Source organism: Dactylosporangium sp. NPDC000555 (assembly GCF_040300025.1).
Lineage (GTDB): Bacteria > Actinomycetota > Actinomycetes > Mycobacteriales > Micromonosporaceae > Dactylosporangium.
In genome coordinates, this window is sequence record NZ_JBEPDB010000113.1 from 1 (window position 1) to 23,072 (window position 23,072).

Genomic DNA, 23,072 nt, shown 5'->3' on the forward strand with positions numbered 1-23,072 from the left:
CCGTTCCGGCGCGCCCACTCGGACAACTTCACACGCTGATAATAGCTGAGAAAAGATGAGATTCAATGATGACACACCGAGCAGTTAGCTACCCCTGTTGCGAGCGAAGTCCATGAGTCTATGCTGCCGAACTGGTGATCAAACGACTGCTGTGAGTGCAGTTTCCCTGATCGCCGCACGAGTCGTCCAGATCGGCATCGCGGGGGAGGCGGGCATGGACGTGCGGGTGGATCGTCGGCGTCGTCGCGTCGACCGCCAGGACGCCGCATTCCGCGACGAAGGTGCTCGCGTGCCCGTCGCGCGACGGTCTCGAAGCCGTGCGGCGGGCACGGCAATGCCCCGCATCGAACCACTGACCCGAGACCCGTCTGAGCCGGGCATCTGGCGAGGACACCCGCCTGCGCACCCGCGGCGCCTCGCCAGATGCCCCACCACCTCGTGCCGGCCGCCGGCAGACAAGGAGACCCGCACCTTGCGCGCAGCTACCCGACCGTCACGCCGCCACCTGACCAGCGTGGCCGCGGGGACACTCGCTCTCGGCCTGGCCCTGTCCGGGTGCGGGAGTTCGCCCAGCACCCCGAGCACCACGCCGTCCGGCAGCGCCGGGGCAGCCTCGCCCTCGCCGAGCGAGGACCCTGAGGTCGCCGCCGCCCGCCAGGGCGCGATGACCGCCTACGTCAACTACCGCAAGGCGTACACGGCGGCATCAGCGACGGCGGACTACAACGCCAAGCTCGACCCCTACGTGGCCGACCCGCTGCTGGCGCAGGTCAAGCAGGACCTCGTCATCAAGTGGCAGCAGGGCCTGGTGACCACCGGCGCCCCGGTGTCCAACCCGGAGGCTACCGACATCGACGTCAGCAAGCGGCCGTTCATCGTGAAGATCGAAGACTGCTTCGACATCAGCAACTGGAGAACCGTCCACAAGGACACCGGCAAGTCGGCGGCGATCCCGAGCCAGGCCACCAAGTACATCCTGCTGGCCGAAGCCGTCCTCTCCGACGACGGGCAATGGCGCATCAGGCAGTCCCAGCCGCACAGGGAACGGCCGTGCTGAGGCGGGCGACCCGGTGGCTCGTCGTCTGCGGCAGGCATCGAGGCTGGCCACGATATCCGTGAGACGGACGGCGACCAGGCGGCAGCAAGAGGCACCCACGCGCAGTGCCAGCCTGCTGTTCCTGCGCCGCAGCACCGGCCTGGAAGAGATCCGGGCGATGTGAGACCAATTCCACCAAGACCTCGGCAGCGACCACTTCATCACGCGCGAGCAGAAAATGGATCAAAAGTACAAAGCCGGTTGTATCGGTACAGCCGGTTGGGTGGTGTCGACCATGCGGCCATTGACTACTTGACCATCCCCGCTACGGTGTGCGGCACAAGCCTGCACAGGGGAAGGCCACCGATATGAGGCCGAGATGGCCCAGCTAACCGCGCCCGCGCATGTTCCCCCGCCGGTCCGGGGCGGCGAGGTCAATCGCGTCACCGCCAGGATCCGCAGCACGCCGGGGCGGCTGGTGGTCGTCATGCTGGTGCTGCTCCTGGTCGGCCTCCTGGCCGGCATCGCCTGGGTGATCGGTTCGTCGCAGCGTTCGTCGTCGGCTGGCAGCGCGCGCACCGGCAGCGGCCGCCTCGCCGTGCAGGCGCAGGAGCTCTACCGTGCGCTGTCGGACGCGGACGCCACCGCGGCGATCGCGTTCCTGTCCAGCGGAGTCGAGCCCGCCGACCTTCGCAACCGCTACCAGTCGGACGTCGCCGCCGCGACCGCCGCGCTCGCCGCCGTGGCCAACGGGGGTGCCAGCGACAAGGCGGCGATCCAGCAGATCTCCGCGCAGCTGCCGGTCTACACCGGCCTGGTCGAGACGGCCCGCAGCTACAACCGGCAGGGCTACCCGGTCGGGTCGGCCTACCTGCGCGAGGCGTCGGGGCTGATGCGCGAGCAGCTGTTGCCGGCCGCCCAGCGGCTGTACGACCGCGAGACGACCGCTTTGAGGGACGAGCGCGACGACGCGGCGTCCCTGCCGTGGCTGGCACTGCTGCTCGGCGTCGGCCTCGTCGCGGGGCTGATCCGGGCGGGGCTGCGATTGAGCCGGCAGACGCACCGGACCTTCAACGCCGGCCTGCTCGCCGCGACGCTCGTCGCCGTCGTCATCGTCATCGTCCTATGGAACGGTATCGGCTGGGCGGTGGTCGCCGCACACATCGGCGCCGCCAACCGCGACGGCTCGCGGCAGGTGGAACTGCTGGCCAAGGCGCGCATCGCCGCGCTGACCGCCCGCGCCGACGAGGCGCTGACCCTGGTGGCGCGCGGCAGCGGAGCCGCCTTCGAGGAGGACTACGTCGTACAGCTCGGCGCGCTGGTCAACGACGACAACAAATCCGGCCTGCTCGACCGGGCCAGAGCGGCCGCCACCGATGGCGCGGTGCGCGCGTCGATCGACACAGCGATCTCCGACGTCAATGCCTGGCTCGCGGTGCACAAGAAGCTGCGCGCGGCCGACGACGGCGGCGACTTCCCGGGCGCGGTGAAACTCGCCATCGGCAGTGAGCCCGACAGCGCCGCGACGATCTTCAACCGGCTCGACGGCGTGCTCGCCCAGGCGATCCATGCGACGAGCGCGGTGTCGGACAAACGCGGCGCCCAGGCGGCCGGTGCGTTCGCCGGCCAGACCGGCGGCGGTGTCTTCCTGACCATCGTGCTGCTCGCCGGGATCGGCGTCGGCTACCAGCAGCGGATCGTGGAGTACCGATGACGACAACGCGGATGCGGGCCACCCGAGCCCTGGCCGGCGCGGTCCTGCTGTCCCTGCTCGGCGCCTGCGCCGGCATCACCGACAACACCACGACGCCGGCGCCGAGCTTCGCCCCGCCCCAGCCCGTCGGGGTCAAGAACCCGGCGGAGATCCCGAACGCCGCCGCCGGCGCGCCGACCAACTGCGACGTGCGGCGCTCCAGCCTGCGTCCGGGATCGGGCAACCAGGCGACCGGACCGGCCGTCTCGGCGATCAAGTCGCGGGGCCGGCTGGTGGTGGGCGTCGACCAGAACACGTACCTGTTCGGCTACCGCGACCCGGACAGCGGGCAGATCGTCGGATTCGACATCGACATGCTCCGCGAGGTCGCGTTCGACCTCTTCGGTGACCGCAACGCGATCCAGTTCGTCGCGATCACCTCCGCACAGCGGATCCCGGCGATCCAGAACAACCAGGTCGACCTGGTCGCCGAGACGATGACCATCACCTGCGAGCGGCTGCAGCAGGTCGACTTCTCCAGCGTGTACTTCGAAGCCGGCCAGCGGGTGCTCGTGCCCAAGGACTCCACCGCGACGGGCATCGCCGACCTGGGCGGCAAGACCGTCTGCGCGGCCGACGGCAGCACCTCGATCCGCAACATCGCCACCGCGGCGTCCAAGCCGATACCGGTGTCGGTGCCGGACTGGACCGACTGCCTGGTGCTGTTGCAGCAGGGACAGGTCGCGGCCATCTCCACCGACGACACGATCCTGCAGGGCCTCGCCGCTCAGGACCCCAACGTGAAGCTGGTCGGTGACAAGTTCACCGACGAGCCGTACGGCATCGCGGTCAACAAGAACGCCAACGACCTGCTGCGGTTCGTCAACCGCACCCTGGAGCGCATCCGTGCCGACGGCACGTGGCAGGCGATTTACACCAGACAGCTGAAGACGGCGGCCCCGACCCCGCCGCCGGCCGGCTACCGGGACTGATGCGGGTGGACGTGCCGTCGATCAGTCGCGACGCGGCCGACCAGGTGCTCGCCGGCCTCGGCGCCGGCTACGACCGGATCGCCGCCGCGATGTACGCCCTCGACAGTAGCTCCGCGCTGGGCTTCCTGCGCGGCGGTGGCGTCACCGGGGCCACCGCGACCAGGTGGCAGACGCTGAGCAGCGAGGTCGGGCTGCTGTGGGCGCAGTTCACCGTGCTCAACGAGGCGCTGGAGCAGGCGCGTACCATCCGCAACGCCAACCGGCCCGGCGATCCGCAGTGGGCCGAGCTGGGCATCCTGCTCCAGGAGCCGGCCATCGGCCTCGACGGCGCCGGCATGCCGGCCGACGGCAGCTCGCCGCCGGCGACCTGGATCCGGCTGTGGGACCTGGCGCAGCAGCTCGAGCGGCGCTGCGCCGCGGCGGCCGCGTTCCTCTCCGAGGTCGACGTGGCCTGGACGGCGGTGGCGAGCCGTCTGGGGCCGGTCGGCGAGGCGCTGGACGCGGCGGCGACCCTGGCCGCCGAGCTCGGCGTGCCGTCCGAGACGGAGCCGGCCGCCGCACGCTTCGCCGACGTACACCAGGCCTTGCTCGCGGACCCGATCACCGTGGCCCCCGGCGGCCGGTTCACCGCCCAGGCCGACCGGGCGCTGAGCGACGTCGCCGCCGCCGTCGACGTGGCCCGCCGGCGGCTCGCCGACATGGCGCGGCTGCGGGACTCGTATCCGCAGCGGGTAGAGGCACTGCGCCGCCTCGCCGACGAGGTCCTCGAAGCCGAGCGGGAGACCGCGGACACGTTCGCGCGGGTCACCGGGAAGATCCTCGCGCCCGGCCTGCCGGCCCCGCCCTCCTCCGGTGCCGCCCTGCACGCGACCGCCGAAGGGCTCGACCAGCTCGGCCGGGGCGCCGGCTGGGGCCGGCTCGCCGACGGCCTCGCCACGGCCGAACAGGCCGCGGCCCGGGCCAAGCAGCGCGCCGCCGAGCTGCGCGACAACGCCAACGGGCTGATCGCGCGCCGCGACGAGCTGCGCGGCCGGCTCGACGCCTACCGGGCGAAGGCCGCGAGCAAGGGGCTCGCCGAACACGGCGAGCTCAGCACCCGCTACGACGACGCGCACGCGCTGCTGTTCACCGCGCCGTGCGACCTGCGGGGTGCCACCCGCGCGATGGTGGCCTACCAGCAGACCCTGAACACGCTGTTGGAGGAGCAGGCTTGACAACCTCCCCACGCCTAAAGACGGGGGATCCCAGCAGTCGCTCACTGGGTTTCCTGCTTCACCGACGACCGCCCCGTCCGAACACCCGTCCGTTGGGGTCTTACACCGCCTCCACAGGCAATCACGGAGAGCCCCTCCGCGAGGATGTTGCGGGCCGCGTTCACGTCGCGGTCGTGGATACGCCCGCATCGGCACGTCCACGACCGTACGTGCAGTGGCATCCGCTCAGCGTGCGCACCGCAGACCGAGCACAGCTTGGACGACGGGAACCAGCGGTCCACGACGACCAGGTTCCGGCCGTGCCATTCGGCCTTGTACTCCAACAGCGCGCGAAACTGCCGCCAGGCCGCGTCAGAGATGGCGCGGGCGAGACGGTGGTTCTTGACCATGTTGCGCACGGTCAGGTCCTCGATCACGATCGTTTGGTTCTCACGAACGAGCCGAGTGGTCAGTTTGTGCAGGTGGTCGCGCCGGCGGTCGGTGATCCGGGCGTGGACGCGGGCCACCTCGCGGCGAGCCTTGGCCCGGTTCGCGGAGCCCTGCTCCTTCCTGGCGAGGTTCCTTTGGGCACGGGCGAGAGCGGCCCGGTCACGGCGTTCGTGCTTCGGGTTGGCGATCTTCTCCCCGGTGGACAGGACAAGCAGGCTGTCCAGCCCGGCATCGATCCCCACAGAGCTGGACGCTGGGACCTGCTCGATCACGTCGTCGCACAGCAACGAGACGAACCAGCGACCCGCGGCATCCTGCGACACGGTCACCGTGGACGGCGACGCACCCTCGGGCAGCGGCCGGGACCACACGATGTCCAGGGGTTCGGCCATCTTCGCCAGGGTCAGCCGGCCGTCCCGCCAGCGAAACGCGCTCGTGGTGTACTCCGCCGACCGCCGCGAGCGCTTCTTGGACTTGAACGTCGGGTACTTGGCCCGCTTGGCGAAGAAGTTCGTGTACGCCACCTGCAAATGGCGCAGCGCCTGCTGCAACGGCACGGAGGAAACCTCGTTGAGGAACGCCAGTTCCTCGGTCTTCTTCCACACGGTCAGCATCGCGCTGGTGGCGTTGTAGCTGACCCGTTCCTGGCGCAGCGTCCACGCCTCGGTGCGGGCCTGCAACGCCATGTTGTAGACCAGCCGGACACACCCGAACGTGCGGGCAAGCTCGGTTGCCTGGCCGAGGCTCGGATAGAAGCGGTACTTGAATGCCCGCTTCACCGTCCTGATCACGGCTCACAAGCTAGCACGCTGATCAGTAAACACTGCCGTGACGCAGGGATAGACGCCGATCCGCTGTGGCGGCGGATCGGCTTTCCCTGCCCTGCTCCGCAGGGGTTCCGTTTCCTCCCCACGGCTAAAGCCGGGGGTTTCCACGGAGGTTTCCGATGAGGTGTACCAGGCCCGGATGCACCGGCACGTACGCGGCTGACGGCTACTGCGACGAGTGCGGCCACAAGGAGGCGATTCGGACGAGCGGGGTCTCCGGCCAGCCGCCGGCCGCCCCGTCGCCCGCGGCGCGGACCGGTTCGGCCGGGTTCTCCGGGCCCGACGCCGCCCGCACCGCCGCCGCCCGGCGCGATCCCGCTCGTACCGCCGCCGCCCGGCGCGATCCGGCCCGCACCGCCGCCGCGCGGCCAGGCCCCGCGCCGGTGGCCAGCACCGCCCAGACCTCCGGTGCGCTCGGCGGTCACTCCACCGGCACCTCGACCGGGGGCCGCCGGGGCAGGTCCGGCAGCAGCCGCGGGCGCCTCGGCGCGGGCTACGTCGCCATGCCGCCGGTGCCGCTGCGCGACCCGTCGACCGCCATCAAGAGCAACGCCAGCGTGCCCGAGTCGCAGCGCTTCTGCAGCGCCTGCGGCGAGCCGGTGGGCCGCGGCCGCGACGGGCAGCCCGGCCGCACCGACGGCTTCTGCCCGCGCGACCGCACGCCGTACTCGTTCACGCCCCACCTGCAGCCCGGTGAGCGCGTCGCCGGCCGGTACGAGATTCTCGGCGCCCTCGCGCACGGCGGGCTCGGCTGGATCTACCTGGCCCGCGACCGCAACATCAGCGAGTCCGGCGCCGACCGCTGGGTCGTGCTCAAGGGCCTCATCAACACCGGCGACCAGGACGCGCTCGCGGCGGCCATGGCCGAGCGGCGGTTCCTGGTCGAGATCGACCACCCCAACATCGTCAAGATCCATGACATCGCCGAGCATCCCGACGGCAAGACCGGCGAGATGATCGGGTACATCGTCATGGAGTACGTGGGCGGCAAGTCCCTCAAGGACCTCGCCCTGGAGCATCTCGGCCCCGACGGCCGGCGGGTGCCGCTGCCGCTGGAGCACGTGCTCTCGTACGGCATCGAGGTCCTCAACGCGCTCGGCTACATGCACGATCGCGGCCTGCTCTTCTGCGACTTCAAGCCCGACAACGTGATCCACACGGAGGAGCGGCTCAAGCTCATCGACCTCGGCGCGGTCCGCCGCATCGACGACCAGGTCTCGCCGTTGTGGGGCACGCCCGGCTACCAGGCGCCCGAGCTGGCCCAGGTCGGCGCGTCGATCGGGTCGGACCTCTACACGGTCGGCCGGACGCTCGCGGTGCTCAGCTTCGACTTCAGCGGCTTCTCCAGCAAGTACGCCCACAGCCTGCCCACCCCCGACGACGTCGAGTTGCTGCGCGGGCAGGAGTCCTACTACCGGCTGCTGCGCCGGGCGACCGACCCGGATTGGACACGCCGGTTCTCCTCGGCCGGCGAGATGGCCGACCAGACCCGCGGTGTCCTGCGCGAGATCCTCTCCTGCACGGACGGCGTGCCGCGGCCGGAGAACTCGACGCAGTTCACCCCGGAGCGCCGCGCCTTCGGCGCCACCGGCGGGATGGAGCCGCTCACCGGCGCGGCCGTGGCGGTCGCGCTGCCGCTGCCGCTGGTCGACCTGACCGACCCGGCGGCCGGCTTCCTCGCCACGCTCAACACCACCGACGTCCGCACGAGCATCGCGGCGCTGCGCGGCGCGCCAATCCGCACCGTCGAGGTCACGCTGCAGCTGATCAGGGCCCTGGTCGAGGCCGGCGACCTGGCCGGCGCCGAGCACGAGCTGCAGGGTGTGCCGGCCGACGGCGACTGGCGCCGCGACTGGTCCGAGGGCCTGATCGCCCTCGCCGCCGGCCTGCCGAAGCGGGCGGAGGAAGCCTTCGACAGGGTCTTCGACGCGCTGCCTGGCGAGCCGGCCGCGCAGCTCGCCCTGGCCGCCGCCAACGAGCTGGCCGGCGAGCGCGCCTGGGCCGACTGGCGGTACCAGCGGGTCTGGAGTGTCGATCGCAACTTCGTCAGCGCCGCGTTCGGCGTTGCCAGGATGCGGCTCGCCGCCGGCGACCGGGCCGGAGCCGTCGCGGTGCTCGACGAGGTGCCGGACGTCTCCACCCACCACGTCGCCGCGCAGATCGCCGCGGTACGCGCGGGGCTGCACACCGAGAGCGGCCCGCTCGACCCCAGTGACTTCCTCGACTCCTCGAACCGCCTCGAAAAGCTGAAGCTCGACAAGCAGCGACGGGCGAAGCTCGCCGTCGAGATGTTCCACGCGGCGCTGGACTGGCTCGGCGTCGACAAGAGGCCGGGCGCCGCGGCACGCCCCGCGCCGGCCGTCGCGGCCACCGGCCGGCTGCTCGGCCAGGCCTTCACCGAACGGGAGATTCGGTTCGGCCTCGAACAGGCCTACCGGTCGCTCGCCGCGGACGAGTCGGACCCGATCGCCCGCTACGCCCTCGTCGACCAGGCCAACGCGGTACGCCCCTGGACGGTGTTCTGATGGCGCGGACCGGCTGCCCGGACTGCGGCGAGCCGGTGCGGCCGGGCGACCGCTTCTGCGAGGCGTGCGGCCACGACCTGGAAGCGCCCGCGTCCGCGGCGGGGGACAGGCCGCGCAACGCCTCGATCCGGTGGCTGACCGCGACCGAGATCGCCGCCGCCTGCCCCGCCTGTCAGGGCCGCACCTTCGGCTCCGACGGCTTCTGCGAGGAGTGCGGGCAGCGCCGGCCGACCGCGCGCGACCACACCGAGCTCGACCTCGGCGTGGTCGCCGCCGTCACCGACATCGGCAGCCGCCACCACCGAAACGAGGACGCCGTCGCGATCGGGGTCCTCGACGGCGCGGTCGCCATCGTGGTGTGCGACGGCGTCTCGACGTCCAGCCGGCCCGACACCGCCTCCCACGCGGCCGCCGACGCCGCGATGGCGGCGCTGCTCGACGGCCTCGCCGACGGCGACGACCGCGACACCTCAATCATCGCGGCGACCCGCGCCGCCCAGGCCGCCACGACGGTGGTGGCCGGCTCCCATCCCGGACCCAACCCGCCCAGCTGCACATTCGTCAGCGCCGTGCTCACCGCCGACGCGATCACCATCGGCTGGGTCGGCGACAGCCGCGCCTACTGGCTGCCCGACGGCGAGGGCGAACCGCTCCTGCTGACCGTCGACGACTCGCTACGCAACTCCCTCGCCGCCAAGGGCGTGAGCGGCAAGGCGATCGACGAGAACCCGTACGCCGCCTCGCTCGTGCGCTGGCTCGGCTCCGACGCCACCGACACCGACCCCCACCTGCGCACGATCGCTCCCGAGGCGCCCGGACGGGTGCTGGTCTGCACCGACGGGCTCTTCCGGTACCGCCCCGTCGTCGCCGACCTGGCCGCCACCGTCGCCACCGTCGCAGCGGGTTCGCCGCTGGCCGGTGCGCGGAGCCTGACGCGGCTCGCGCTGGACGAGGGCGGCCAGGACAACGTGACCGTGGCGCTGGCGCCGTACCGGATCGAGGCCCTCGACTCGGCGGACGTCACCGCAGCACCTGCCAGCGAAGAAGGTTCGAGCGAAGGATCGATGTCATGACCGACCAACCCGCATTCGCCGTCGAGGTCCACCAGAACCGCTTCCTGGCCGCCGGCGGCACCGTCGTCGACGCGGTGCTCGACATCACCGCCTCAGGCACCGGCCTGGCCGTGGCCGGTGGGCCGCCCAGCGCCGCGCAGGTCATCATGATCGACTGCTCGGGGTCGATGAACAGCCCGGCCACGAAGATGCAGGAGGCCAAGAAGGCCACCGTGGCGGCGATCGACGCGCTGCGCGACGGCGTCCCGTTCGCGATCGTGGCCGGCCGCAACAACGCGGACATGGTCTATCCGTCGACGGTCATGCTGGTGCCGGCCGACCGGCAGACCCGCGGGCAGGCCAAGAACGCGGTGCACCGGCTCCAGGCCAGCGGCGGCACCGCGATCGGCACCTGGCTCACCCTGGCCAACCACCTCTTCGCGCCGAGCACGGCCGAGGTCAAGCACGCGATCATGCTGACCGACGGGCAGAACCAGCACGAGACGGCCGAGCAGCTCGCCTCGGTGTTGCGCGCCTGCCAGGGCCGATTCGTCTGCGACACCCGTGGCGTCGGTGCCGACTGGAGCGGATCGGAGCTGCGCGCTGTCGCCTCCGCGCTGCTCGGCAGCGCCGATGGGCTGCCCGACCCCAGCCAGCTCGTCGCCGACTTCAGGGCGATGACCGAAGCGGCGATGGGCAAGTCGGTGGCCGAGGCGACGCTTCGCCTGTGGACGCCGGCCGGCGCGACGGTCCGGTTCGTCAAGCAGGTCTTCCCGCACGTCGAGGATCTGACCGGCCGCCGCACCGATGTGAGCGCCCGGATCGGGGACTACCCGACCGGTTCGTGGGGCGCGGAGCACCGTGAGTACCACGTGTCCATCGAGGTGCCCGCCAACGCCGTCGGCGAGGAGATGCTCGCCGCCCGGGTCAGTCTGGTCACCGGCGACCAGGTGCTCAGCCAGTCCCTGGTCCTGGCCAACTGGACCGACGAGACGGCCCTGTCCACGCAGATCAACGGCCGGGTCGCCCACTACACCGGCCAGGCCGAGCTCGCCGACGCGATCCAGCAGGGCCTCGCCGCCCGCGACGCCGGCGACGTCGAGACCGCCACCGCGAAGCTGGGCCGCGCGGTGCAGCTCGCCGAGGAGTCCGGCCACGGCGACACCGCCAAGCTGCTGGGCAAGGTGGTCGAGGTCATCGACGCGCCCAGCGGTACGGTCAGGCTCAAACAGAAAGTCGCCGGTGTGGACGCCGAGCTGGCCAATGTCCGGTCGGTGAAGACCATCCGCGTCAAGGGCACCTGAGGAGGCGCGGACGATGGCAACCTGTCCCCGTGGGCACCGTTCGGTCGCAACTGACTACTGCGACGAGTGCGGCATGCCAATCAACGCCCCAGTACTGCCGGCGCCCGTCGCGGAGGCCACGTCCACGGGCGGCGCGTCGCCGTCGCCCGCGGCCGGCGGCCGGCTGTGCCCGGACTGCGGCACCCCGGGCGCCGGCCGCTTCTGCGAGGTCGACGGCTTCGACTTCGAGGCCCAGCACCCGTCGGCCCAGAACCCGCCGGCACACAAGCCCGTGCCGGACAGCGCGGCCGGCTTGCCCCAGCCGCGGCCCGACGGAATATCGCAAGCGGCGGTCACCGGCAAGCCAACGCCCCCCTCGCACGGCACCCTGCGCCTCGTCGTATTCGCCGACCGGGCCTACCACGACCGCATGGCGGCCATCGACGCTCCCGACGCGGACAGCGTCGCCTTCCCGGTCTTCTGCCCGGAACGCCGTTTCGCACTCGCCGCCGGCCAGCACCTGCTCATCGGCCGTCGTAGTCGCTCGCGGGGCATCGAGCCGGACATCGACCTCACCGGTCCGCCCGAAGACGTCGGCGTCTCCCACGCGCACGCGGTGCTGATGTCCACATCCGACGGCGCGTGGACCGTGGTCGACCTCGGCTCGTCCAACGGCACCTACCTCAACGACAGCACCGACCCGCTCAAGCCCAACGTGCCGGCACCGGTCAAGGAGGGCGATCAGATCCACGTCGGCGCCTGGACCACGATGACGATCACCTCATAACTCACCGAGGCCGGGCCGATCCGCACGGGTCACTCGGCGAGGAGGCCGGCGTCAACGTGACTTCGACCCCTCCCGACCGGCGGCGTACGATCGGAATCGACGCAGCAAGCGACGCGAGCTTCAGTAGGTGTGCGCGTCATGCGGAGGCATCATGATCGTCACTCGAGACTCGATCAGGGTGGGCGTGCCGCCCATGTTGGCGTACGAACATCTGGTGCGGTTCATCGAATTCCCGCGCTACCTCTCCGGGGTGCTGAGCCTGACTCCGCTGGACAGCAAGACCGCGCGTCTTGTCCTCGACATCGGCGGCAGGCGCGTCGAGTTCGACGCCGTCGTCACGGAGGCCGAACCGGGCCGGTTCGTGCGGTGGCGGGCGCGCGACCACTCGGAGGTCGTCGAGTCGTTCTGGCTGGAGGCCGTCGCCGATGAGCAGACCGACGTGGTCTGCGTGACGGAGGTGGACAACAGCCAGTTGTCGCTGTTTGGCGAGGTGCCCGAGGTCACCTTGCGGTCCCGGCTGCGCACGGACCTCAAGGGCTTCAAGCGCTTCTGCGAGGAGTCGGCGGCGCGGGCCGCCGAGGGCGAGGCCGCGGACGAGCCGGAGAGCCGCTGACCGCCCGGGTGGACGAATTCATATCTCACAGATAGGCTTAATGGGTAACCAGGTCCCGTCCGTGGGAGGCCCCATGCCGAAACTGCCGCGCTCCAGCCGACTGGCCAGCCCCGTCGACACCACGGCCTACGGGACGTACCGCATCGTCCGTCGACCGGACGACCCCCGGCCGCTGTACCGGTTCAGCGACCACGTCGTCGACAAGCCGCAGTCCGGCCGCTACCACATCTACGCGGGCTGGTTCTGCCCGTGGTCGCAGCGCGTGGTCATCGCCCACGCCCTCGCCGGCCTGCAGGGCATCGTCACGGTTTCGTACGTCGACAACGCCCGCGACGGGCGGGGCTGGGCGTTCCGCGAGCGCTACGGGCCGGACCCGGTCAACGGGTTCAGGCTGCTGCGCCAGGCATACGAGGCGACGGAGGAGGGCTTCGACGGCCACATCAGCGTGCCGACGCTGTGGGACCGCTCCACCGCCCGCGTGGTCAGCAACGACTTCAAGGGCATCGGGATCGACCTCGCCACCCGCTTCCAGCACCTCGCGACGCCGATCGTGAACACCTACCCCGAGGCCCACCGTGCGGAGATCGAGGAGCTCGACGCATGGCTCAACCCGGCGGTCAACCGCGGCGTGCTGGCTGCCGAACAGCCCGGCCCCGACGGCGAGCGGGCCCGCACCGCGCTCCATGAGGCGCTCGCCGCCCTTGACCAACGCCTGGCCGGGCGCCGGTACCTGCTCGGCCCGGACATCACCGAGGCCGACATCCGGCTGTTCGTCACGCTGGTGCGCTTCGGCGCCGGGATCACGCGGTACCCCGACCTGTGGGCGTACGCCCGCGACCTGTACACGGTCCCGGCGTTCCGCGACAGCACCGACTTCACCACGTTCACCCCGCCCGGCGCCGAGCTGCCCGACTGGAGCGAGCCGGTGCGCAGGCCCGCCTACACCTGACCGTCGCGGACATGATGTGATGAACGGCTGTGAGCGAAGGGAAACAGCCTGTCGGCGGTCGCTCGGACCTGATGGTCGCGATGGAGCGGAACCTCGCCGAACATGCCTGTCACTTGCACCGGCATGTGGCGGGCTCGACCGTCATCGAATCCGACGACCTCCTGATCGCCGACAGCGGCCTGGAGGACGATACGTTCAACATCGTCGCGGCGGCGCGTCTCACGCCGGACACCGCCCCGACCCGGATCGCGCAGACCCTTCAGACCCTGGCCGCCACCGGGCGTCCCTTCTCGTGGTGGGTGGGCCCGGCCTCCACGCCGGCGGATCTCGCCTCGCTCCTGGAAAGCGCAGGTCTCCAGGCATCCGAGACCGAGACCGGCATGTGGCAGGACCTCCGCTCGGCCCCACCCCAGCAACCCGCGGCGGATCTGGCCATCCGCCGGGTGGGGACGCCCGGGCAACTCGCCGACTACGCGACCGTCCTGGCCGCGAACTGGAACCCACCGGCCGCCACGGTGCGGCGCTTCTTCGCTGATGCCGCCGACCGGGCCCTCGCCCCCGACTGCCCCGCGCGCTATCTGGTCGGCTACGTCGACGGCCACCCCGTCTGCTCGGCCGAGGTCTTCCTCCACTCGGGAGTCGCCGGGATCTACAACATCGCCACCCTGACGACCCACCGCCGGCGCGGCTACGGCAGCGCCATCACCCTGGCGACCTTGCGCACCGCGCACGACGCCGGCTACCGCACGGTGGTCCTGCAGGCGTCTCGCGAGGGCGAACCCGTCTACCGCCGGCTTGGGTTCCAGTCCTGCGGCCGCTTCACCGAGTACGCCATCACTCCCTGAAGGCCGTCGCCGCGGGCCGCCTACCGGGGCGCGTCCACCGGTACCAGTCCGGCCAGCAGGTCTGCGGCCGACACCGGGGTCCACGGCGCGCCGGCGGCGCCGTCGACGAGCAGTGCCACCGAGCCCTCCGCGACGTCGCCGCCGGCGATGGCGGCGAGCCGGTCCGGGTCGATCGCCGCCGCGAACGCGCGGGCCGAAGCGGGGATTGCCACGGTACCGCTGCCGCCACCCTCTGCCGACGCGGCGCGCACGGCCGCGGCGACCTCGACCGGCGCGGCGGCCGGCACCGTGGTCGCCGAGCCGTCGGCGTGGGCGACGACAACCCGGTCCGCGCGGGCGGCGGCGTGCCACGCGGCGACGTCCAGCAGCGTGGCCCGGTTGCCGGCGGCGAAGTGCTCCCACAGGTCGGCGGCGACCCGGCCCAGCCGCGCCCCGCGCTGCCCGACGTTGTGCCCGTATCCCTTCGTGGTGAGGCTGGCGTCGATCCACATCACGGCGCCGGTGGGCACGTGCAGCACCATCGGCGCCAGCGACCTGGCATCGCCGCGCAGCCCGAAGCGCTGCATGACCCGGGCGGCGTCGAACGCGGCGCCGCGCCCATCCGGGAGCGAGAACCCGGCGAAGGCCGCGGTCAGCGCCTCGAACGGCACGTCGTTGTAGCTCAGCACGACCGGCACCGCCCAGGTGACGCCGGCGGCGCGCAGCCGGTCGCGGTCGAGGTCGAGGAACTCGGTCGCGCCGAGCGGCGGCGGTGCCGAGGTCAGGTCGCCGGAGTGGATCGCCGCGTTGTCCTTGAACCGCAGACGCGTGTAGTCGCAGTGCCCGGCCGGCGCCCACGCCTCGTCGTAGAAGGCGCAGGACAGGTCGAGGTCGACCCGGTCGTGCTCGGTGTCGACCCAGTGCAGGAACAGGCGCAGCACCGGCGCGGCGTCCAGCCGCCGGATGCTGCCGCGCGGCCAGCCGGCGAGCTGCGCCGAGCCGGCCCGCTCGCGGGTGGGCGCGGGCACCCCGGCGAGCGCCGCGTCGAGCACGGCGACGTCGAACCGCTCGAGCCGCGCGGCGCGGCCGGCCAGCTCGGCGTCCACTGTGGACCGGATCGCCGCGACCGCGGCGGCCGGCAGCGCGGCGCGGCGCTCGGGCTCGGTCCAGGTGCGTACCACGTCGCCCTTCGGGAAGAACGTGCGGCGGGGTGTGCCGGGCGCCGGCCCGAGGGCCTTGGCGGGATGCGGCCGCGGGGCCACCGCCGGCGGGCGCAGGCCGAGCACGCGGCGCATCGCGTCGCCGACGGCGCCGATCCGCGTCACCGGCACGGCGTCGGCGGACTCGACGAGGGGTGCCGCCGCGAGCGCGGCGACAACCTCGGCGCTCTCCTCGGGCGCGGCGACCGTGGCGTCGCGCCCGGTGAGCTCGGCCGCGGCGGCCGCGAGCACGCCCGGTGCGACCCGCGGTGCGACCCGCGCGGCGGCGTCGAGCACCCGGCCCCGGGTACCGTCGTCGTCGCCGGCGAGCCGCAGCAGGTGGTCGAGGCGCCGCCACAGGTCACCCGGGCGCCGGCCGAGCAGCTCGGCGGCGGTCGCCGGGTCGCCGTCCGCGACGGCGTCCTCGACCAGGGCGGCGTGCGTGCGGACCCGGACGGAGACGATGTCGCCATTGTGCTCGACGAGCACGATCCGGTCCGGGTCGCGGCGGCCCGCGGCGGTCATGGCCCGGCCCAGCGGGCTGCCGGCCGGTGTGCGGGTGCCCCGCAGGGCGGCGAAGACGACCGCGGCGCCGGGGTGCGCGGCGACCCGCTCGAAGGGGTGCAGCCGCTCCGCCAGGCGCTTCCACACGGTCGGGTGGCGTGCCACGTCCTCGGCCGCGGTGGCGCAGTCGAGCGCGTCGATGAAGGCGAGCGCGGCGCGGCGCAGCGGGCGGGGCAGCGCGCGCACGCGCGGCGCCGTGACGGTGACGCGAGGCTCGCCGGCCGGCCGCCAGGCCTCGTTGGGCCCGTCCGGCTCCCGCCGGCGGGGCAGGACGAGGCCAGGGTCGCCGCCCGAGTACGCCCACAGGGTCCGCGCCACGTCGGTGACCGTGCCCCAGCGGGCGGTCGCGGCGTCGACGACCCCGGCGAAGGACGGCTGCGGCGCGGTCGCGTGCAGGGCCCAGGCGATGACCACGGCGAGGGTCTCGCGAGCCGGCACCACCGCCGGCAGCCAGTCGAGCCGGTCGGGGGCGGCGGCGGCGACGAGCGTGCGCAGGTCCGCCAGGTCGGCCTCGCCGAGGGCGCCCGGGCGGGCGACGAGGTCGTCGCGCAGGCGCACGGCGGTCGCGGCCGGGTCGGGCTCCAGGTGCAGCCGCCGCAGCCGCACCGGCCGGCCGGCGTCCGCCTCGGCGCCCGGCGGTGCGGCCATGGGCAGGTACGCGTTGCCGGCGGTCAGGCGCCGCCCGCAGATCGGGCAGGCCGAGTACGCCCGCGGGTCGAAGCACACCTCGCACACCGGGTGGCCGCACGGGTCCAGCGGGTGGACACTGCCGACGGTGCCGCACAGGACGCACGGCGCGGCGTCGGCCTGCAGCAGGTGCACGATGAGCCGCTCCGCGTACAGCCGACCCGGGTCGGCGGGCGTGTCCGGGAACCCGCGGAACAGCGGCACGTGGTCCCGGTCGGCGCCGGTGCTCTCGTCGGCGACGGCGCAGACCCAGTCGGCCCAGCGCAGCCGGACGGCCGGGTCGAGGCCGGCGAAGCGCCGCCGCAGGGCCTGGTTCAGCAGCCAGCCGCGGGCGGCCAGGTCGGCCTCGACCGCTGCGGCCCAGGCTTCCCCGTCGGCCGGCGGCGGCCCCTCGGGCACAGGCAGCGGCACCGCGCCGGCCCGGCGCAGCAGAACGGTGGCGAGCGCGTCCATGAATCGGGATCCTCGGCAAGCGATCGGATGACGGGCAGGCGAAAGCCGGGACGGAGAGTCGGAACGCTGGATCTTTTCGCAGAAGAGGTGAGAAGGAAGCGCACCTGGGAGCCGCCCCGGCCGGTTCGATGCTACGGCCGCCGGGCCCTGTACGCATGCCGGTTTCTGGTAGGTTGCGGGCATGCGAGCGAGCGGCACCTTCAGCGTGAAGAGCTTCGTCCCGACGGCCGTCGTGCCCGAGCCTGCGATCGCGACCGCCCTGCCGGTCGGCATCTCGCACATGGAGAAGACCTTCGAAGGGGACATCACCGGCCGGTCGGCCACCCTGTTTACGGCCGCCTTCGACCAGGTTTCCGGCGCCGGCACGTATTTCGCGATGGAGTCGTTCGAGGGCACCGTCGCCGGGCGCACGGGCACGTTCAACTTCGTGCACTCGTTGTCGACGTTGGGCAGCGACCGGACGGGGGAGTACTTCGCGATTGTCGGGGCCAGCGGCACGGGCGAGCTGGCCGGCATCACCGGTGGCGGCGGCCTGACGGTCGACGCGGACGGCACCCACCGCATCTGGTTCGACTACGACCTCGGGTAGCCGGGCCGGCCCCGGCAATCAGTCGCGTCGTCGTGCGGGTCAGGACCAGACGACGTACGAGCAGTACCGGTTGGCCTTGGCGCGGTACATCGCGAGGTCGGCCCGGCGGATGAGCTCCGCGATCGTCGTGGGGGCGCCGTCGGCGGTGGCCACGCCGATCGACGCGGTGACCGTGAGCCGGCTGCCGTCGATGGCCATCGGCTCGGTGATGGCGGCGGCGATGGCGTCGACCGCGGCCGACCACTGCGGGCCGGGTCCGGCCTGCGGCGAACCGGTGAGGATCGCGGCGAACTCGTCGCCGCTGAGGCGGACGGCCAGGTCGTCGCCGACGCAGCGGGACAGTCGCGCGGCCACGGTGCGCAGCACCTCGTCGCCGACGGCGTGGCCGTAGCGGTCGTTGATCGGCTTGAAGCCGTTGAGGTCGAGGACCACCGCCGCGCACTGCCCGGTCCGGCCGAGCAGCCCGGGCCCGACGGTGTTGAGGTGCCGACGGTTGGCCAGGCCGGTCAGCTCGTCGTGGTTGGTCTCCCACCACAACGCGGCGCGCTCGGCCTCCAGCAGTGCCACCTGGGCGCGCAGTCGCGCCAGCTCGGTGTCGGCCGGTGTGCTCTCAGCCTGGGTGCCGTCCGGCGGGGTCGTGGTGCTTCGGTCGGCCTGGCTGAGGAGATCCATCGATGTCCTCTCTGACCACAGTAGGACGGCACGGGGAAATGGCGATGTGTGGGCCGACTGCCCTCCGCATCACCGTAATTATCATCGCGTGCCAGCTTCCACCGTGCAAGATTTCACAAAGGAAGACTTCTGGGCGAATTTTCAAGATAGATCTTGATCGCTTACGCTGAGTGCGCGAAAATTTCACCACGAACGAAGAAGATTGACACCTCGCGACTCTATGCACCGAGTTGTCCGATATTGTCCACCGCAGATGGCGGCATCCATCACTGAACGTGATGTTCGTGCATCTGTACTCCGGATCCCCGGGCGCCGGGCAGGTGTCGGACACCCCCCTTGAAGGAGAGCAGCACGAATGCACGGCGACAGCGAATGGATCATGTCGAGCCGGTCGACCGGCAACGGCGGCAGCTGCGTGGAGGCGCGCCGGCACGAAGGGCAGATCGAGGTGCGCAACAGCAAGCGGCCCGACGAGAGCACCGTGCGCTTCACCGTCGAGGAGTGGGACTCGTTCCTCGACGGTGCGAAGAAGGGTGAGTTCGACCGGCTGCTGACCGACTGAGCCGCGGCCGGTCAGCAGTCGTTCAGCGGCAGGTCTGGGTCCGGCCCGGGGGCGGTCACGGCTTGCGGCCGATGCCCGCCCAGATGCCGCCCGGACCGGCGGGCTGGGGCTGCCCGGCCGGGGCGCCGGGGCTCCACTGCTGGGCCCACACCACGCCGGGGTCGAGGATGTCGAGGCCGGTGAACAGCCGCTCGACCTCCTCCCGGGTGCGCACCGTCCCGGGCGTCGCGGTGCGCCGCTGGTAGACGTTCTCCGTGAGCGTGGCCGGGTTGGTGAGCGAGAAACTCTCGGTCGCGGTGTGCGACACCACGAGGTAACTGCCGGACGGCACCGCCGAGACCAGTTCGGCGGTGACCGCGTCGGCGGCGCCGTGGTCGGGGATGAAGTGCAGCACGGCCGCCAGCAGCAGGCCGACCGGCTCGCCGAAGTCGACGATCCGGCGCACGTCGGGGTGCTCCAGGATGGCCCGGGGCGTCTGCAGGTCGCCCCGCACCGCCACCGCCCGGTCGTCGCCGGTCAGGATCTCCGAGCTCTCGGCCACGGCCACCGGATCGATGTCGACATAGGCGACCCGGGCGTCCGGATGGACCTGGCGGGCGATGGAGTGCACATTGTCCACGGTGGGAATGCCGGAGCCCACGTCGAGGAACTGGCGGACGCCCGACTGCGCCAGGTGCCGCACGGCGTTGGCGACGAAGGCGCGGTTGGACCGGGCCGCGTCCCGGATGAACGGGAACTGCGCGATGACCGCGTCTGCCGCCGCCCGGTCGGCCGGGAAGTTGTGGACGCCGCCCAGATAGTAGTCGTACATCCGCGCGGCGGTGGCTGCCTTGCGGGCGTTCGATGAGGGTTGCTCGTGCATGCCGTTCACGTCCGCCCGTCCATCTGATTTATCGAAAATCCGCGATCGGTACCGCGACCTGGCAGATCAGCTCGAAGATGCGCCGGTACTCGGCCACCTCGGCGGCCTCCTCGAGGTACAGGGCGCCGATGTGCGACTCGAGGTAGACCACGTCCGGGTCCTCGGGGTCCTCGAAGTCCATGATCCGAAACGCCCCGGCCATGGCCGCGTGCGCGCCGGCCGACCAGGGCAGCACCATGATCTCCATGTGCTCCTGCAGCGCCGCCTCGCGAAGATGCTCGATCTGCGCGGCCAGCACCGCCGGGCCGCCGACCTGGCGGCTGAGCACCCCTTCGCCGAGGATCGTCGTCAGCCGCGGCTTCGGGTTGCGCGCGGCGAGCGCGGCCTGCCGCTGCATCCGCAGCTTCACGTGCCGGTCGGCCGCCTCGGCCTCCACCGCCTGCTCGGCGCCGTAGACGGCGCGCGCGTACTGCTCGGTCTGCAGTTCGCCGGGGACGACCTCACCCTCGTAGGTGCAGATCCGCTTGGCGCTGGCCTCCAGCCCGACGTAGAGCTTGAACCAGTCCGGGATGACGGGGTTGGCGTCCCACCACTCCTCCTGGGAGGTGCCGAGCGCCAGGTCCGACAGGGCATCGGTGATGCTCTCGTCGACCCCGTAGAGCCAGCACAGCGCACGCACGTTCGCGACCGTGACCGGCACCTTGCCCGTCTCGATCCGGTGCAGGGTCGGCTCGGAGATGCCCAGCTTCGCCTCGGCCACCTCGCGCCGGCTCCTGCCGGTCGCCGCCCGCAGCCGTGTCAGTCGGCGGCCCAGGGCGCGGCGTACAACACGCTGACCGGTGACCGGCACGCTCCCACCCCCGTATGCACGCTGCGAAACCGAACCGGCACTGCCGGCCCACACCATACCCCCGACAGATCGGCCGAAGACAACACCCCGTAGACGAATATCCATCGCACAGGCACCCTGAGGTCGGCCATCCGGGTCGAAGTTCCGTGGTTCTTCGCGCGCGCCTCGATCACCGGCCGTGGCCCGGCGCCGGATCGTCACTGCCCGTGTCGTATCGTCACGGTGGTGAGCACTCCTGGAACCGAGGCACCCGTACGCACCCGTGTCGCCCCGTCGCCGACCGGCGATCCGCACGTCGGAACCGCGTACGCCGCCCTGTTCAACCTGGCGTTCGCGCGTAAGCACGGCGGGCAGTTCATCCTGCGGGTGGAGGACACCGACCGCACGCGCTACGTCGATGGCAGCGAGCAGCAGGTCTTCGACACGCTGCGGTGGCTCGGGTTCAGCTGGGACCAGGGGCCGGACGTCGGCGGCCCGGCCGCGCCGTATCGGCAGTCGGAGCGGCTGCCCACCTATCGGGTGGTGGCCGAGCGCCTGCTCGCCGAGGGGCGCGCCTATCACTGCTGGTGCTCCGCGGAGCGGCTGACCCAGATGCGGGAGCGCCAGCAGCAGCTCAAGATGCCGACCGGGTACGACCGCACCTGCTACGGCAAGACCCGCGAGGAGCGGGCCGAGCTGCCCGGGTTCAGCGAGGTCCCGGTCGTGCGCATGCTCGTGCCCGCCGAGGCGCGGATCTCCTTCACCGATCTCATCCGCGGCGAGATCACCCCGCCGCAGCCCGACGACCAGGTCCTGCTGAAGGCCGACGGCTTCCCGACCTACCACCTGGCCGTCGTCGTCGACGACAACGCGATGGGCGTCACGCACGTCATCCGCGGCGAGGAGTGGATCAGCTCCACCGCCAAGCACCTGCTGCTGTACCGCTGGCTCGGCTGGCCGGAGCCGCAGTACGCGCACATGCCCCTGCTGCGCAACGTCGACCGCTCCAAGATCAGCAAGCGCAAGAACCCGGCCGCCCGCCTCAAGTGGTTCCAGGAGGAGGGCTACCTGCCCGAGGCGCTGGTCAACTTCCTCGCGCTCATGGGCTACTCCATGCCCGACGGCAAGGAGATCTTCACCTTCGACGAGGTCGTCGAGACCTTCGACTTCGCCCGTATCAACCCGGTCGGCCCGGTGTTCGACATCGACAAGCTGAACTGGCTCAACGGCCACTACCTGCGCTCGCTGGACGACGACGCCTTCCTGCGCGCCGCGGAGCCGTTCCTGCCCGGTGGCCTCACCGCCGCGGACATCCGTACGCTGGTCGTGCCGCTGCGCGAGCGCACCAAGAAGCTCTCCGAGCTGGCCGAGCAGCTGGACTGGCTGGCCGCGGACGCCGTCGAGGTGCGGCCCGCCGACCTGGCCAAGCACGGCCTGCCCGCCCCCGACGCCCGCACCGCGCTGGAGGCGTTCGCGAAGAACCTGGAGGAGCTCGACCCGTTCGAGGGGGCCCAGATCACCGCGACCCTGGACCGGGTCGTCGCCGAGCTCGGCCTCACCCGCCGCCGCTCGTTCATGACGGCCCGCCTGGCGCTCGTCGGCAAGCCGGTCTCGCCGCCGCTGGACGACACCATGATCGCCCTCGGCGCTCAGCGCACCGTCCACCGCCTGCGCCAGGCCGCCGCCGCGCTGGAGGCCTGACCCGCCGCACCCGTGGACCCGGGCAGGGAGAGGATCATGTTCAGCGTCTCGCTGGGCGGCGGGGCGGAGCTGCGCCCGCTGGAGCCGTGGCAGGCCGAGGAGTTCCTGCGGCACATCGACCGTGCCCGGGCCACCGTCGACCCGTGGATCCCGTGGGCGTCCGTCAGCACCGACCTCGCCTCGGCCCGTGCCACGCTGCAGCGCTACGCCGACCTGGCCGCTCGCGACGCCGGCCGCCTCTTCGGCATCTGGCTCGACGGCACGCTCGTCGGCGGCACGATGTTCGTCGGGTTCGACGCCGCCGCGGGCGTGTGCGAGATCGGCTGCTGGCTGGAGCCGGCCGGGCAGGGCCGTGGCCTGGTCACCGGCGCGGCCCGGGTCCTCGTCGACTGGGCGCTGCGCACCCGGGGGCTGCATCGCGTCGAGTGGCGGTGCCGGCCCGACAACGCCGCGAGCTCCAGCGTGGCCCGCCGCCTGGGCATGCGCCTCGACGGCGTGCTGCGCGAGGCATACCCGTACGCCGGCGTCCGCCACGACACCGAGGTCTGGTCACTGCTCGCGACCGACGTGGTCGAGGCCCCGGCCGGGTAGCCCGGGTCATGCCGGGCGCCGCCGGACCGGGATGGGCGCGCTGGGTCATCACCTCGGCGAGCCGCTGCGCGCCTTCCAGTGCGAAGTGCGGCGTCGAAGAGGCGTATGCGTCGCCGAGGGTGCGGTAGCGCTCGTCGTC

Annotated in this window: 20 protein-coding genes; 15 read left to right on the forward strand and 5 right to left on the reverse strand. The window is 72.1% G+C overall.

Annotation, left to right across the window (positions count from 1 at the left end):
* Positions 1–472 precede the first annotated feature (472 nt).
* The 4 genes from ABT297_RS38985 to ABT297_RS39000 all read left to right on the forward strand — a co-directional run bounded on the left by ABT297_RS38985 (position 473) and on the right by ABT297_RS39000 (position 4,935).
* The gene (locus tag ABT297_RS38985) at positions 473–1,057 is read left to right on the forward strand and encodes a hypothetical protein (protein ID WP_350557765.1); all 585 of its coding nucleotides are present in this window, start codon (positions 473–475) and stop codon (positions 1,055–1,057) included.
* A 358-nt stretch (positions 1,058–1,415) separates the two neighbouring features.
* Positions 1,416–2,750 (forward strand): GlnX family signal transduction membrane protein, encoded by a 1,335-nt coding sequence (locus ABT297_RS38990; RefSeq protein WP_350557767.1) that lies wholly within the window; start codon positions 1,416–1,418, stop codon positions 2,748–2,750.
* Positions 2,747–3,721, forward strand: coding sequence for a glutamate ABC transporter substrate-binding protein (locus ABT297_RS38995; protein ID WP_350557769.1), 975 nt, complete (start codon positions 2,747–2,749; stop codon positions 3,719–3,721). The genes ABT297_RS38990 and ABT297_RS38995 overlap by 4 nt, the downstream gene beginning before the upstream one ends.
* A gap of 11 nt (positions 3,722–3,732) precedes the next feature.
* Complete coding sequence (locus ABT297_RS39000; RefSeq protein WP_350557771.1) at positions 3,733–4,935, forward strand: hypothetical protein; 1,203 nt, start codon at positions 3,733–3,735, stop codon at positions 4,933–4,935.
* Between the two features lie 41 nt (positions 4,936–4,976).
* On the opposite strand, the gene ABT297_RS39005 is transcribed toward ABT297_RS39000, so the two are convergent.
* Positions 4,977–6,155, reverse strand: a complete 1,179-nt coding sequence (locus tag ABT297_RS39005) for an RNA-guided endonuclease InsQ/TnpB family protein (protein WP_350557773.1) — start codon at positions 6,153–6,155, stop codon at positions 4,977–4,979.
* A 155-nt stretch (positions 6,156–6,310) separates the two neighbouring features.
* Here ABT297_RS39005 and ABT297_RS39010 point away from each other — a divergent pair, with 155 nt between their 5' ends.
* From ABT297_RS39010 to ABT297_RS39040, 7 genes are all read left to right on the forward strand, one after another.
* Positions 6,311–8,716 (forward strand): tetratricopeptide repeat protein, encoded by a 2,406-nt coding sequence (locus tag ABT297_RS39010; RefSeq protein WP_350557775.1) that lies wholly within the window; start codon positions 6,311–6,313, stop codon positions 8,714–8,716.
* Complete coding sequence (locus tag ABT297_RS39015; RefSeq protein WP_350557777.1) at positions 8,716–9,789, forward strand: PP2C family protein-serine/threonine phosphatase; 1,074 nt, start codon at positions 8,716–8,718, stop codon at positions 9,787–9,789. Before ABT297_RS39010 ends, ABT297_RS39015 begins: the two co-directional genes overlap by 1 nt.
* A complete protein-coding gene (locus ABT297_RS39020; RefSeq protein WP_350557779.1) occupies positions 9,786–11,072 on the forward strand; it encodes a vWA domain-containing protein in 1,287 nt (428 codons plus the stop codon). The genes ABT297_RS39015 and ABT297_RS39020 overlap by 4 nt, the downstream gene beginning before the upstream one ends.
* Positions 11,073–11,145: 73 nt before the next feature.
* A complete protein-coding gene (locus ABT297_RS39025) occupies positions 11,146–11,838 on the forward strand; it encodes an FHA domain-containing protein (protein ID WP_350557781.1) in 693 nt (230 codons plus the stop codon).
* Positions 11,839–11,989: 151 nt separating this feature from the next.
* Entirely contained in the window at positions 11,990–12,451 is a 462-nt protein-coding gene (locus ABT297_RS39030) for an SRPBCC family protein (protein WP_350557783.1), read from the forward strand.
* Positions 12,452–12,524: 73 nt separating this feature from the next.
* Positions 12,525–13,400 carry a glutathione S-transferase C-terminal domain-containing protein gene (locus ABT297_RS39035; RefSeq protein ID WP_350557785.1) on the forward strand — a complete coding sequence of 292 codons (876 nt, stop codon included), beginning with the start codon at positions 12,525–12,527 and terminating at the stop codon, positions 13,398–13,400.
* 71 nt (positions 13,401–13,471) lie between these two features.
* Complete coding sequence (locus tag ABT297_RS39040) at positions 13,472–14,245, forward strand: GNAT family N-acetyltransferase (protein ID WP_350557787.1); 774 nt, start codon at positions 13,472–13,474, stop codon at positions 14,243–14,245.
* 20 nt (positions 14,246–14,265) lie between these two features.
* Here ABT297_RS39040 and ABT297_RS39045 read toward each other — a convergent pair whose 3' ends face one another.
* Positions 14,266–17,127, reverse strand: a complete 2,862-nt coding sequence (locus ABT297_RS39045) for an MXAN_6230/SCO0854 family RING domain-containing protein (protein WP_350557789.1) — start codon at positions 17,125–17,127, stop codon at positions 14,266–14,268.
* A gap of 181 nt (positions 17,128–17,308) precedes the next feature.
* On the opposite strand from ABT297_RS39045, the gene ABT297_RS39050 reads away from it, so the two are divergent.
* Positions 17,309–17,716 carry a DUF3224 domain-containing protein gene (locus ABT297_RS39050; protein ID WP_350557791.1) on the forward strand — a complete coding sequence of 136 codons (408 nt, stop codon included), beginning with the start codon at positions 17,309–17,311 and terminating at the stop codon, positions 17,714–17,716.
* 39 nt (positions 17,717–17,755) lie between these two features.
* Here the strand turns inward: ABT297_RS39050 and ABT297_RS39055 are convergent, their stop codons facing one another.
* Positions 17,756–18,388 (reverse strand): GGDEF domain-containing protein, encoded by a 633-nt coding sequence (locus tag ABT297_RS39055; RefSeq protein ID WP_350557793.1) that lies wholly within the window; start codon positions 18,386–18,388, stop codon positions 17,756–17,758.
* Between the two features lie 355 nt (positions 18,389–18,743).
* Between ABT297_RS39055 and ABT297_RS39060 the strand changes: the two genes are divergently transcribed.
* A complete protein-coding gene (locus ABT297_RS39060) occupies positions 18,744–18,950 on the forward strand; it encodes a DUF397 domain-containing protein (RefSeq protein WP_350557795.1) in 207 nt (68 codons plus the stop codon).
* A gap of 55 nt (positions 18,951–19,005) precedes the next feature.
* Here the strand turns inward: ABT297_RS39060 and ABT297_RS39065 are convergent, their stop codons facing one another.
* On the reverse strand, positions 19,006–19,812 hold the full coding sequence (locus ABT297_RS39065; RefSeq protein WP_350557797.1) for an SAM-dependent methyltransferase: 807 nt from the start codon (positions 19,810–19,812) through the stop codon (positions 19,006–19,008).
* A 28-nt stretch (positions 19,813–19,840) separates the two neighbouring features.
* Positions 19,841–20,662, reverse strand: a complete 822-nt coding sequence (locus ABT297_RS39070) for a helix-turn-helix domain-containing protein (RefSeq protein ID WP_350557799.1) — start codon at positions 20,660–20,662, stop codon at positions 19,841–19,843.
* Between the two features lie 225 nt (positions 20,663–20,887).
* Between ABT297_RS39070 and gltX the strand changes: the two genes are divergently transcribed.
* Together gltX and ABT297_RS39080 are read left to right on the forward strand one after the other, a co-directional pair.
* Positions 20,888–22,342, forward strand: coding sequence for a glutamate--tRNA ligase (gene gltX / locus ABT297_RS39075; RefSeq protein ID WP_350557801.1), 1,455 nt, complete (start codon positions 20,888–20,890; stop codon positions 22,340–22,342).
* Positions 22,343–22,378: 36 nt separating this feature from the next.
* Positions 22,379–22,933 carry a GNAT family N-acetyltransferase gene (locus tag ABT297_RS39080; RefSeq protein WP_350557803.1) on the forward strand — a complete coding sequence of 185 codons (555 nt, stop codon included), beginning with the start codon at positions 22,379–22,381 and terminating at the stop codon, positions 22,931–22,933.
* Positions 22,934–23,072: the final 139 nt, after the last annotated feature.